The sequence below is a fragment of the Paenibacillus sp. FSL H7-0918 genome, from assembly GCF_038007025.1.
Lineage (GTDB): Bacteria > Bacillota > Bacilli > Paenibacillales > Paenibacillaceae > Paenibacillus_AQ > Paenibacillus_AQ odorifer.
Genome location: NZ_JBBOWJ010000002.1, coordinates 700,071 through 713,952 on the forward strand (window position 1 = coordinate 700,071; position 13,882 = coordinate 713,952).

Annotated in this window: 8 protein-coding genes; 3 read left to right on the plus strand and 5 right to left on the minus strand. The window is 42.1% G+C overall.

Features of this window, described 5'->3' with window-relative positions:
- Positions 1 to 134 precede the first annotated feature (134 nt).
- Positions 135 to 1,490, minus strand: coding sequence for a glucose-6-phosphate isomerase (locus MHI15_RS17080; RefSeq protein ID WP_036681734.1), 1,356 nt, complete (start codon positions 1,488 to 1,490; stop codon positions 135 to 137).
- Between the two features lie 235 nt (positions 1,491 to 1,725).
- Between MHI15_RS17080 and MHI15_RS17085 the strand changes: the two genes are divergently transcribed.
- A complete protein-coding gene (locus tag MHI15_RS17085) occupies positions 1,726 to 2,628 on the plus strand; it encodes an NAD(P)-dependent oxidoreductase (RefSeq protein WP_076218826.1) in 903 nt (300 codons plus the stop codon).
- A gap of 169 nt (positions 2,629 to 2,797) precedes the next feature.
- Positions 2,798 to 3,010 carry a hypothetical protein gene (locus MHI15_RS17090; protein ID WP_340393470.1) on the plus strand — a complete coding sequence of 71 codons (213 nt, stop codon included), beginning with the start codon at positions 2,798 to 2,800 and terminating at the stop codon, positions 3,008 to 3,010.
- A 1,385-nt stretch (positions 3,011 to 4,395) separates the two neighbouring features.
- Here MHI15_RS17090 and ppnP read toward each other — a convergent pair.
- Both ppnP and tkt read right to left on the minus strand, forming a co-directional pair.
- On the minus strand, positions 4,396 to 4,713 hold the full coding sequence (ppnP, locus tag MHI15_RS17095; protein WP_036681729.1) for a pyrimidine/purine nucleoside phosphorylase: 318 nt from the start codon (positions 4,711 to 4,713) through the stop codon (positions 4,396 to 4,398).
- Positions 4,714 to 4,746: 33 nt separating this feature from the next.
- The gene (tkt, locus tag MHI15_RS17100; protein ID WP_036681727.1) at positions 4,747 to 6,789 is read right to left on the minus strand and encodes a transketolase; all 2,043 of its coding nucleotides are present in this window, start codon (positions 6,787 to 6,789) and stop codon (positions 4,747 to 4,749) included.
- 303 nt (positions 6,790 to 7,092) lie between these two features.
- Between tkt and MHI15_RS17105 the strand changes: the two genes are divergently transcribed.
- Positions 7,093 to 7,725 (plus strand): hypothetical protein, encoded by a 633-nt coding sequence (locus MHI15_RS17105; protein ID WP_036681725.1) that lies wholly within the window; start codon positions 7,093 to 7,095, stop codon positions 7,723 to 7,725.
- Between the two features lie 87 nt (positions 7,726 to 7,812).
- Here the strand turns inward: MHI15_RS17105 and MHI15_RS17110 are convergent, their stop codons facing one another.
- The gene (locus MHI15_RS17110; protein WP_341164634.1) at positions 7,813 to 11,607 is read right to left on the minus strand and encodes a hypothetical protein; all 3,795 of its coding nucleotides are present in this window, start codon (positions 11,605 to 11,607) and stop codon (positions 7,813 to 7,815) included.
- 12 nt (positions 11,608 to 11,619) lie between these two features.
- The gene (locus tag MHI15_RS17115; RefSeq protein WP_341164635.1) at positions 11,620 to 13,878 is read right to left on the minus strand and encodes a PKD domain-containing protein; all 2,259 of its coding nucleotides are present in this window, start codon (positions 13,876 to 13,878) and stop codon (positions 11,620 to 11,622) included.
- Positions 13,879 to 13,882: the final 4 nt, after the last annotated feature.

Here is a 13,882-nt window from a genome sequence, read left to right on the forward strand (position 1 = left end):
CCTTATTTACATATGATGTCTTCATATAATGTCAGGAGCAGTCCCGGTATTGGATTACCTATGGACTGCTCCTGGTGACTTACATTAGTATGAATGTTCTGTGATTAATAGCTATTGTAAAACCTACTGCAATACTATTCAGTAAGTCTTGCTTCCAGCTCTGCTTTTTCTTTTTCGTAACCTGGTTTGCCAAGCAATGCGAACATGTTTTTCTTGTATGCTTCTACGCCTGGTTGGTCAAATGGGTTAACACCGAGCAAGTATCCGCTGATACCGCAGGCTTTTTCAAAGAAGTACACCAAATATCCAAAGGTATATGGTGTTTGATCAGGAATAGTAACGATAAGGTTAGGTACTTGACCATCTGTATGTGCAAGCATTGTACCTTGGAAAGCTTTCTTATTCACGAAATCCATAGTCTTTCCTGTTAAGAAGTTCAAGCCGTCCAGATCATCCGGATCATTCTCAATCGTAACATGATGAGCTACTTGATCTACTTGGATAACCGTTTCAAAAATGTTGCGGTTACCTTCTTGGATAAATTGACCCATGGAGTGTAGATCTGTGGAGAAATCAACGGAAGAAGGATAAATTCCTTTGAAGTCCTTACCTTCACTTTCGCCAAACAATTGTTTCCACCACTCAGATACAAAGTGTAAGGAAGGCTCATAGTTGACGAGGATTTCAGTTGTTTTACCTTTACGGTATAGAGCGTTACGAACTGCAGCATATTGATAAGCTTGGTTAGTAGCTACATCTGGATTGTTGAACTCATCCGCAGCGGCAGCAGCACCTTGCATCATTTCTTCAATGTTAATGCCAGCTACAGCAATTGGCAGCAAGCCCACAGGTGTCAATACGGAGTAACGTCCGCCAACATCGTCTGGAATGATGAAGGATTCATAACCTTCTTCAGTTGCCAATTTCTTAAGGGCACCTTTTTCCTTGTCTGTAGTAGCGTAAATGCGTTTACGAGCTTCTTCCTTGCCGTATTTCTTCTCCAGAGCAGCACGGAAAATGCGGAAAGCAATCGCTGGCTCAGTAGTAGTTCCAGATTTGGAGATTACGTTCACGGAGAAGTCTTTACCTTCTACTAGATCAAGCAGATGCGTGATGTATGTAGAGCTAATGTTATTACCAGCGAAATAAACTTCTGGAGTTTTGCGTTTATCTTTAGAAAGGTTATTGTAGAAAGAATGCGATAGCGCCTCAATAGCTGCGCGTGCTCCCAGATAAGAACCTCCGATACCAATTACAATCAGTACCTCGGAATCGCTTTGGATCTTCTTAGCAGCTTGTTGAATGCGAGCGAATTCTTCCTTATCATAAGCTGTCGGCAGATCGATCCATCCAAGGTAGTCAGAGCCTACACCAGTTTTGTTATGCAACTGTTCGTGTGCTAGCTTAACTGGGGCGGCAAGGTTGTCGATTTCTTGTTGGTTAAAAAACGAAAGAGCTTTTGTGTAGTCAAAATTAATCTTCTTAGACATCGGTAATGGTAACCTCCTGTTTTATCTCTTTAAATTTAAAACCGTTTGTTACAACTTTATAATTAGGATACTTTAATTTGCCTTGACTGGCAAGGTCTTAGGGCACATAGAGGGCATTAGAACCAAGTTTTCCAAAGTTCCTTGGAAGCGTTTCCTGTATCAAAAGACATAGGTGTGCTGTGGTGCTGGACAAAGTGCCGTGATAGAATAAAGAAAACGGAAGGTGGCTATATAAATGAAACAAATCGGTTTTATCGGACTCGGAACAATGGGTGCGCCTATGGCCTCCAATTTACTACGTGGCGGCTTTCAGGTTACGGTATACAACCGTACGGCAGCCAAGTGTAAACCTCTTGAAGCAGAAGGTGCCCAGACTGCTCTCACGCCCCGCGAAGCGGCTGAGGGTAAGGATGTTATTATTACCATGATCAGCAATGATGATTCGGTTCGTGAAGTGTTTTATGGTCAAGATGGTATACTTGATGCTGTGAAGCCTGGTGGACTAATTATTGATTCCAGCACAATTTCACCCGGACTAGTTCGTGAGATTGCCGCTGCTGTAGAAGCGCGCGGTGGACATTTCCTAGACGCGCCAGTAACTGGAAGCAAACCGGCAGCGATTGAAGGAACCTTAGTGTTCATGGTTGGCGGTAGTGCTGAGGTCATAGAACAACATCGTGATATCTTTGATACTTTGGGTAAGAAGCTGCTACATATGGGTGAGAACGGCAGCGGCGCTGTGGCCAAGCTGGCTCACAATGCTATGGTTGGTATTCATAATGTTGCCCTAGCCGAAGGATTCGCCATTGCTGTTAAATCAGGTGTACCAGCAGACAAGTTCCTGGAACTGGTACAACTTGGTTCTGCGGGCAGCAAACAAGCTGAGCTTAAAGGCCGTAAAATCATAGAAGATGATTTCAGCAATCAATTCTCCCTCGCTCTAATGCTTAAGGATTTGAAGCTCGCCTCTGCCCACAGCGATGCAACAGGCGTTCCTTCTCCTATGCTGGGCTTGGCTAAAAGCATGTTCCAAGCTGGATTCACCCAAGGTTATGGTGAAGAAGATCTCTCTGCCGTAGTGAAATGTTACGAAGAGTGGATCGGCCAAAAGATGGGTGCAAATGTATCCAATAAATAAATCCAAGAGCTCAAAACCTACTTCATAAGAACATTTACGACCGCCTCGCACATGATATTGCGATGCGGTCTTTTCTTTATGGACAATCCCATTGTCGAACCAATTATACGAACGTTTGTTTGTGTATTTATAATACCAAATTAACAGTTGTAGTGCAAGAAAATATTGGTTGCTATGGAGTTACTCAGAACGTTGTGGTGGTGTTGGTGGGATAGTTACTAAGAAGGTCGCGAAGTACTGGTTTGTCGCAAAAGTTACTGTATTATTGATGAAACGGTGGATTGGTGCTGGTGGAGTTACTGATGAGTTGCTAAATAGTCGCTTAAAAGTTACTGAGGGAGTGCTGAATTGTTGGGTAAGTGCTGGAGAAGTTACTGGATGAGTTGTTAGATAATTTCAGAAAAGTTACTGAAGGAGCGCTGAATTGTTGGATAGATACTGGAGAAATTGTTGGATAGTCACTGGGTGAGCTGCTGTTTAGTTGCTGTTTAGTTACTGGAGGAGTCACTGGGTGAGCTGCTGTTTAGTAGCAAATTGGTACCAAGTTGATTGCTTGATGACTACGGTATATCCCGTATTTTCTGGAACCTCTCCCTCGCTCCAAACCTCAAGCTCCTTTAACTAAGTAACCTCTGCGGTACACAGCTATCTCTATCGGACTCAGCTGACCTTATTCGCAGTATAATCTCACATTTGGCATGCTATCGGACTCCATAGTCACTATTGGCATGAAAAACGCCAATTATGAGGCTATTTCCATGGAATAGTTGCACTGGTGTCCGAAAACTTGCTCAAAAGACTATAAATTTGCTAATAGCGTCATCTGGCTCCTTAGCGGTAGGATTGGTGGTGACCGGGTACTACATTGGTGTTGATCTAGTGTTAACGCCATCTGGGTCCGTACGCAGTGGGTTGGCGCTAACCGTGTGCCAAAGTTGGTGATGACACAGCGCCATCGGACTCAGCTGACCTTATTTGCAGCATAATCTCATATTTCGCATGCTATCGGACTCCATAGTCGCTATTGGCATAAAAAGCGCCAATTATGAGGCTATTTCCATGGAATAGTTGCACTGGTGTCCGAAAACCTGCTCAAAAGACTATAAATTTGCTAATAGCGTCATCTGGGTCCGTACGCGGTAGGATTAGTGGTGACCGGGTGCTACAGCAGTAGGATTGGTGGTGACCAGGTGCTACAGCGGTAGGATTGGTGGTGATCCGGTACTAAATTGGTGTTGCTCCAGCGCTAACGCCATCTGGGTCCGTACGCGGTGGGTTGGCGCTAACCAGGTGCCAAGTTGGTGATGACACAGCACCTTCGGACTCAGCTGACCTTATTCGCAGTATAATCCCACATTTGGCATGCTATCGGACTCCATAGTCGCTATTGGCATAAAAAGCGCCAATTATGAGCCTATTTCTATGAAATAGTTGCACTGGAGTCCGAAAACTTGCTCAAAAGGCTATAAATTTGCTAATAGCGTCCTCTGGGTCCGTACGCGGTGGGGATGGTTATGACTCAGTGCTAATTTGGTGATGATCCGATTCAGCCCTAACGTCATTTGAGTCCTTAAGCCTCAAAATAGAATGATGAATACATAATTGAACATCAAGCAATATCACCAACCAACAACACAAAAAGCAGCGATCCTCCAATAACAGGAGAACCGCTGCCTTGCTGACTTTTACGATTTTTAAATTGAATCCGGGTCGTCTCACTCATAGAAAAAAGCTACTTATAGGACAGCCCTTAGAAAAGTCTGTTTTCTATAGAACCGGGTAAGAACAGCAATAATCAGTTACTTCAAATACTTCCAACGCAAATTTAGAGTTGCCAGGAACATTGAACGTTGACGCTCCCTTAATCTCCTGCCATACCTCAGTGCCGGGAAGCAGCACTTTAAGATCGCCGGACAGAATCTCCATAATTTCAGGACCATCTGTACCAAATTCATACACACCCGGCAACATGATGCCCAGTGTCACCTTAGATCCATCTTGCAAAATTACCGTACGGCTGGTTACTTGTCCGCCATAATATACATTGGCTGCTTTTTCGATCGTTGCGTTGTTAAACTGACTCATTACTTGTTCTCCCCCTAATGATTATTCAGTTAATTACAGAAGTGCTTTCACACGGCTAACTACGTTCTCTACAGTAAAGCCGTATTCTTTCATAACTCTATCGCCAGGGGCGGAAGCTCCGAAAGTAGTGATGCCTAGGATATCGCCTTGGTCACCAGTGTAACGTTCCCAGCCGAAGGTTTGTGCCATTTCGATAGCAAGACGAGCTTTGACTCCTGGAAGAATTACGGAATCGCGATATTCTTTGTCTTGTTTTTCGAACAGATCCCAGCTTGGCAAGCTGATTACACGAACATCGATGCCTTCTTCTGCCAAAGCAGCTTGCGCTTTAACTGCCAACTGTACTTCAGAACCAGTTGCGATAAGTTGTGCTTGTGGAGTGCCATTTTTGGAATCAGAGACAACATAACCACCACGTTTGATGTTTTCACGAACGCCATCTACGGTTCCAGCAAGAATTGGCAAGTTTTGACGAGTCAGAACCAAAGCAACCGGATTCTCTTTGTTTTCCATAGCATAAGCCCATGCTGCAGAGGTTTCGTTAGCATCAGCCGGACGAATAACAGTCAGACCTGGGATGATACGCAAGGAAGCCAATTGTTCGATTGGTTCATGCGTAGGACCATCTTCACCAACTGCAATACTGTCATGTGTCAGTACATAGGTTACTGGCAATTTCATGATCGATGCCAAACGAATTGCTGGACGCAGGTAGTCTGTGAATACGAAGAATGTTCCTCCGAATACTTTAAGACCAGTGTGTAGAGCAATACCGTTCATTGCAGCAGCCATACCAAACTCACGTACGCCGAAATAAATGTTGCGGCCATCATAAGATTCTGGTGTGAAAGATGTCAAACCATTCAAATGCGTCATAGTGGAGCTTTCCAAGTCAGCGGAACCACCCACTAGCTGAGGAACGCCAGCAGTCAGACCGTTAAGCGCACTACCGGAAGCGACACGAGTCGATACTGCTTTATCTTCAGTAGTGTAAGTTGGAAGGTTAGCATCCCAGCCTTCTGGAAGATCGCCATTGATTACTGTTTCGAATTGTGCAGCTAGCTCTGGATATGCTTTTTTGTAAGCCGCAAATTTGTCGTCCCAAGCTTTGTTAGCTGCGATTCCGTTTTTCTTCACTTCTGCAAAATGTGCACGAACTTCATCAGGCACATAGAAATCTTCTTCGTATACCCATTTGTAGAAATCTTTGGTCAGCTTAGCTTCTTCTGCTCCAAGTGGGGAACCGTGAGTACCGCCATGGCCGCCTTTACCTTGTTTGTTAGGGCTACCATAACCAATAACTGTCTTCACTTCGATCAAAGTCGGTTTGCTAGTCTCAGCTTGCGCCTCAGCAATAGCTTTTTCAATAGCCGGAAGGTCATTTCCGTCTTCTACGCGCAGAACTTGCCAACCATAAGCATCAAAACGTTGAGCTACATTTTCGGAGAAAGAAAGATTCAATTTACCATCAAGGGAAATATCATTTGAATCATACAATACAACCAATTTTCCGAGTTTCAAATGACCAGCAAGAGAAGCGGACTCAGAAGAGATCCCTTCCATAAGGTCACCATCACCACAAATAGCATAAGTATAGTGGTCAACTACGTTATGTCCTTCTTTGTTGTAGGTTGCGCCCAATTGAGCTTCGGCCATAGCCATACCAACGGCCATGCCAATACCTTGTCCAAGCGGACCTGTAGTTGCATCAACACCAGCTGTGTGACCAACTTCCGGGTGACCAGGAGTCAAGCTACCCCATTGACGGAATTGTTTCAATTCTTCCATAGGAAGATCATAGCCGCTAAGGTGCAGCAAGCTGTACAGAAGCATGGAACCATGTCCAGCGGACAATACAAAACGATCGCGGTTTACCCATGTTGGATGATCAGGGTTATGATTCATTGTTTTTGCAAACAGTTGGTAGCCCATTGGTGCAGAACCCATTGGCATACCTGGATGGCCGGAATTCGCTTTTTCGATAGCATCAATAGCCAACGTACGAATTGTTGTGATCGACAGGTTATCTACTGTTGAGTTTTCTTCCTTCTGGATCGCTTGTTCTTGTTCACTCATTTAATAGTTCCTCCTCTGAAATCTCAAGAATGTCATTTTGACTCTTATTGTATCACTAGTGTGGAAGCAATTCCAATTGTTTTTAAAAACTCTTTGTTTGACAGCTTATGTTTTGCAATATCTACGCATTTATATACGCAAAAGTAACTATGTCATGAGACGGGTTTTTACTTAGCCTATGGTCTAGTTTTCTATTGCGACTAAAGTTTGTTTTACAATGCTCGAATATAAAGTAAGATGGAGTTACACAAGTAAAATTTTCATTCATTATCCAATATCTCCAAGTGGAAAGGAATTCTGAACATGACTTCGAAAAAGGATGTTTATATTGTGCTTACCGGTACAGGTACAGCCTTCAGTGGTTTCATTAAGTGGTTTACAAAAGCTGATCTGAACCATGCTTCGATCGCCTTTGATAGTGAACTACGTGAAGTGTACAGCTTCGGAAGAAAAAAAATGCACAATCCATTCGTCGCGGGTCTGATTCAAGAAAATTTCATTCACCCTTTCTATAGCAGCGCAAATTGCTCTATTTATCAGTTACGTGTCAGTGCCACGGAATACGATGCCATGTACAATCATGTCCAAGGGATGATGAAAAATCAGGAACGTTATAAATACCATCTTTTAGGCCTGATCGGCGTACTTCTAAATGTTAAAATAGATCGAGAGAACGCTTATTTCTGCTCTCATTTTGTTGCTTCCTTATTTGAAAATACCGCAGTTCAGCCTGTGAATAAGCCTTCCTGCTTTGTTACCCCGGAGGATTTCGCTCTTTCACTCTGTTCCCATAAAATATTCAGCGGCAAGTTATCCTATTATGTGCGTAGAGCTCAAAGAGCCTCTGCACGTTCGACGAACATACCTTTACATACCCCTTCCGTTGCGACAAGAATGATGAGAATGAATGAAGAACGGACTGAAGGAGTTATATAAGTTGTTGCTCGTAAAAAAGGGCTATGCGGATCGTATTTCCGCGTAGCCCTTTTTAGATGGAAAAAGGATAAATTCGTAGATGTATCATTACTTCACACGATGGTTCCGAAAATATTCAGACCAATCGCCAGCAATCACAACAGTAACTGTATCAATTTTGGTATTGTACTCATTCTTAGCTGTGAAGGTAAAGGTCACTGGACCATCGGGAAGTTTCACAAATGCCGGATTATAAAATTCGCCTGTCCACAAGGTTTTATCACTGTTCGTTGGATTTAGTTGCGTAGAATAACCTCCCGTCATCGTTACCTCAACAGTATCAGGTAGACCGGTTGCTATCCCTTGCAAAATAAATCGCTCACCTGCCCAAAACACATTATAGCCTCTTGGACTCTCCTCATTACCGCTCTTGTTCAAATTGTAGCCTTTACGGTTGTTATTCCATTCCTCTGTGTGCTGGACCCCACCTTTAATACTCAGTAGATTAACCATGAAATATTTACGCGCTGAGATATTACTCCAGTTATAACCATCAAAAGCTTCCACTTCCACGGCATATTTTTCGTTCTCAACCAATATTCCAGTTGGCACTTGCCACTGTTTGGCACTTGAATTTTGTTCGCCAGATTGAACCTTAACCATCCCTGTCGCCAAGTTGATAATTTGTACCTTATACCGCTGTTGTTCATCTCCATCCTCATCTTGATAATCCCACTTGATGATTGGTGTAAGCGTACTTGCGATCATAGGCTTACTTGAGTCAGTACTTGTTGGGTACGTTATCGTTACGGTCGGTTTACGGTTGGCTACGGTGATACTCAGAGATAGCTCTCGATACAGTCCTAGAGAATCCGTAACGGTTTGTTTCAAGGTAAAGACGCCATTTGAGGTGAATTTCTTCGTAAATTCAGCTTGAGTACTAGCCAATCCTTCCGTCCCGTTAGATGATTTCAAATCATACTTATGGCTGATCGTATCTCCTTTTGGAAGGTCTGGATCCGTCGCTTTGCTCTTGATATTTAGAAGATCCGTGCGATAAATCGGCTCTTTGGCAGCATCTCTGCCTGTATCCGTGATAAGTGTGAATCCGGGCTGCGGCGGATTGTCGATGATAAACGTTTTTTCGTTAGATATTTCTGACCAGGATAATTTGGAATAAGCCCGACCATATACGGTGAAGTATTCAAATCGATTGAATGTATGGTTAGGGAGTTGATACTGCCGCAGCTGACCTGTGGTGTCAAGGTTTTCAACTGTCTTAACTAAGAGTCCGTCTTTCGAAAAAAATTCTAAACGGTACTTCTCCTGCGGATCATTCTCTGGATCTGTATAATTCCATTTAATTAATGGATCTCCTTGTATTTCGGCATCTATAACGGTTGGATTGGTTACGGTTCCCGCCGGGGTTATCAATGTCATTGAGGGCGCTAAATTTTTAGTAACATTCACCTCCAACGTAGCTATATTAGACTTATCACCGATCTGATCGATAACCCAGTGTTCCAATGTATAGATACCGGACTCAGGAAAATTAACATCAATACTAGGAGTTCGAAACCATTGCGTAAGGCCATCACTATCTGTTACTTTCCAGAAGTATTGCAGACTAGCGACGTCGGAGGGATCTCCATCCTCATCAAAAGATGTATATTGTCGGGTATCATATTGGAATACTGCCGATGGACCATTAATAGCAGCTGTTGGAACATGATTTTTAACAGTAAATACCCGTGTTGCATTGGAACTTAAAGCTCCATTACTTGAGGGATTAGGTACGTCTGTTGCCTTAAGGCGCATTTCCCATCCTTCTGATATAGCCTGCTGCGGTGAAATTCCGTTTCCAGCAATAAGATCTCGTATCGTCAAAGATTGGTTGCGGTTACTGCCAGCATAATAATAAGGACTATTGTTGAGTTTAGCGTACCATAAATAAGTAAGCGAATCTCCATCTTCATCAGGATCTGGTGTTAGATTATCCATTGTAATTACAGTGTCTCGATATACTTCAGCTGGCATGTTAAATGCTGCTGCGGGTGGGTGATTAATCACCTGAACATTTTGACGATACCAATCTGACCATAATCCTCGGTTGTCATGTACTTGTAAACTAATTTGATAATTACCAATTCCAAAAGCTGCGATATTAGGTGGCGTTGTAGCTCCACCCCAATGCTCCCAAACTTTGTTCCAACCGTCTTTGATAACCGTCCAGTAATACACATCTAATGGATCATTATCCGGATCAAACGATTTGTCTGTTATGGTAGTAGCTTTACGATAGGAAACAATATTAGGATCAACACTAAATAACGCTACGGGAGGTAGATTACCTGCAGTCCCCACCGTCCTTACACACCAGTCGCTCCAGACCCCCAACCCATTTTCGCCATCGACATCACGTACTCTAAGGCGTATGTCATATTGTCCAGAATTCGGTAATTGAGCTGGCGGTTGACCATCTGTCCATATTTCAGAATCAGTTTTTTTATACTGCCATTGCCAAGCTATAAGTCCCTTATTAACAGCCGTGATGTGGTCCAAATCGTAGGAACTATCTGTTAGCTGAAGAGATCCCCACGCCAGTTTGGCAGCAAACAATGCAATTGGCTTTCGATGAACATGATAGGTCATTGAAGATAAATTATCTCGGCTCCATAAACGATAGACATCGAATCTGTCATCGTTTTTAGGATTATCTCGTGCTTGAAAGGTTGCGTTATAGAGTCCGCTATATGGAAAGGAGGTATACCTTTCTGAACGCCATAACCCACTATCCGAAATGATACCCATCGAATTATCGAAGAAATACGGGTTATGGTCGTATCTATAGCGTTCTTGATATTTAGAATCTCCTTCATAGTCCTTGTATGTGGTTGATAAGTCTATAGGAGTGTTAATCAATATAAAGGATTTATTCCTAAGCCTATAGGATACATTAACGACCAACGATTTCTCATCCTTATAATTATAGGGATCCACAACCTTGATAATGATATTGTGTCGTCCGGGAGGAATTCCGTCTGCCAAAACATCTATTGGGATGGAAAACCATTTATTATTCAGTGCCTGTTGGACATTGACTTGTTTATAGAACACATTAGGAATTTCAGCACTAACGACTAGATCATTATTGTCCACATCTCGAACATATCCTTCGATATTCATACCACTGAATCCTGGCTCATTCAGTAGCTGCTGCTCGCTTGGTGTAGTCACTGTGAGCGTAGGTGCTGAATTTATTTCTAGAGGTATGTTCTCCCAATCATAATATACGTTGTTATGCCAACCATTCATCCATTCGTTAGGTTGGTGTTGCGCATCACTTGCTCTTAGTGCGACTTTAAGAGCTTTTGGAATGCCATACTTCGCTGGATAAGCATAACTTTCATAGAAAGCGGTTGTATTTCTGTCAAGGTTAAACTGAAGACTATCCGAACTTTTCACAGGTGGCATTTCTTCAATTCTCCATGAGGCATCAGTAGCATAATCAGTATTACCACTTCCATCTGTCCTGTACATATAACTGTAGATATTAAGAAATCTAGTACGCTGCGTATCATAGAACCAATTAATATTCCCTGATGTTAAAACTACAGGCGCATCAGGTACATAATCGTAGCGTAGTATTCTTGTTGTTAGATTAAAAGTAATATTGGTTAGGGTCATAGCAGGCATATTCAAATTCAAAAATCCTATATTCCCCATAGTTGGGTCCCAAGAAGATGTTTTGTTAAACCCTTCAAGACGAACATCCATAAAATTGACGATATTTGGGTCACCTGCTGCCTCTACCTTGACACTCCCCGAATAAAATTCAGGGAATGAAAGAAGTAGTAATACAAGGGCCATAAACGTTGAAATTGTTTTTTTTAATTTCCGCATCTTTAATCCTCTCTACCATGACCAATCGACATCTGGTGCCTGATTTTTAACCGTGAAGATCCGTTCGATCACATTTTGTGTAGCTTCTGAATCTATGGATTGCCGATCATCTTGCGTTACAAACTCAGCAATAGTCGGCTGGCCAAACTCTTCAAATACAGTCAGTCGCACTTCGTATTTTCCAACTTCCCTTACCTTAAGATTCAAACGATCTAAATTCTCATTATTAAAAATAATCCATGGTTCTCCTGAAAAATTTCCGTTGTTATCAGAATCGTAGCGGTATTCCCAAAGCCTTCGAGCCACCATATCTTGGTCTGGTGAGTACGACATATCATCTATTGATAGGGTCGCTTGATTACCATCTGCAGGATTGCGATACACTGTTCCAGCCATCGTAAAGTATGCAAAAGGCTTCTGGTCTGGTGCTATATCAAAAGTTGTTTCGTTTCTGGCAGTTAGCCCTAATGTATTCTCCACATAAATGGTTGCTTTATATTTCCCTGGCTTCTTGAATAGCACATCTTTGCTATATACTCCGTTCAGCGATCCGCTATATTTAATATCAGAATTCGTTCCACCTGATACGGCTGTGATGGTGAATTTAGTCTTAGCATCTACTAATGGGTAGTGGGTCGGGCTACTAACGTAACTTTGTATGATAACCTTTCGATTTTGCTTTAATGTACCATCTACCCTGATAGATGCATCTGGTTTTGGCTCAATGACATTAACCTCAGTACTAGTACTTCCAGTCATTTTGTCGTCGTCCATTACAGTCAAAGCAAGTGTTTGTTCCCCCAAATGGTCTTTATCATACCAAAGCGTTCCCCTTGGCAAAGTGCTCAATTCTCCCTTAGCATTAGGCGTATCCCAAAAGTAATCCGTAATATAACCATCGGGGTCATACGACCCTGCTGCACTGGCTACAAACTCTTGTCCTGCTTTTACAGTTTTCGGTGCATTTATAAGAGCTACTGGAGGTTTTAACTCTCTCGGTAGTTCTGACGGTGATGTAGGACCTGGAAACCCTCCTCCCGGAGGATCTGAAGTTGTATACACTCCTGCTTTGACTGTAAAAGATTCTTTTAACAAGTCGAACTTACTTCTTTTGTTCACGACTTCATTCTTAAATCTCACTACTATACTTAGTTCGTACTCTTGACTATAGTTACTTTTACCTGCCACTTTCTCCTTCGGAATTTCAAACTTGAAAGTTTCGTTTGCCGTTAGAGTTTTGATATACACCTTTTTTGTCTGGAGTGAACTGTCATTACCTTTCTCTTTGGCATAAAAAATCCATTCTGAAATATTCGAAATATCTTTATAGGATAGCAGCTCACCCTTCAATGCGATCTTAACCGAAACATTCTTATTATCAAACTTAATTGGGTTTGGATTAGGTTGTTCTAGAATTGCAGAACCTGTGAGTGTAGCTTCATCTGGGAGACCATATTCAAAGCTGACTGTTCCCCCGTAGCTGTAGGTGGTTACTTTAGCGTCTGCCGTGTAATAATATTCTGCGAATGCTAGATATCTTCGTCCTTCTGCCTTTCCAGTTAAACCATCATTATTTTCAGGATCCCATGGGACGCCCTTAGGAATCGAATAGTTTATAATTACTCTTCCATTTTTAAATTTTGGATCTTGGGCATATGAGGGTTTACCGGTGTATTTAGGTTCTATAGTAGATTGAATAATGTCTTGAGATTCAATAATCTCAGTTTTAGATCCGTTATACCATTTTAGATATTCTTTTTCTTGATAGGGACCTGCAGTTACTGAGGTTACAGGTGGATTCTTGGAGGGATATCCATCCTCTGCATGCTTATCATATGTCGACATAATATCTTTTTTTTCACTGTACTCATTAATTTGCCATCTTCTACCGTCTGAGTATAACCAAATTGAATTGTAGATTATCGTCTTATACAGTGCTTCAAAAGAAGCTCTATACCCCTGCACACCTTTAATATATTTTTGATTAGAGACTCCCTTTAACGTAACTTTAATCTTCCCGTTCTCCAAAGATAGGCTTGTTTTTTCGTTAGATCCACTGTATTTTAAAGTACTTGTCTTGACTGATGAACTAGACACTCCACTAGGAAGTTCTAAATAAAAATCTTTAGCTGCATTGTTTGACCCTTGCAAACCAGTGGTAATAGGAACAGTAATCGAGGTCAATTTCGTCTCAGTTGCTTGTACTGAAATAGGTGTCATAAGCTGAATAAGCAATAAAAAACATAGACATGAGATGATTATTTTTTTCATTTTT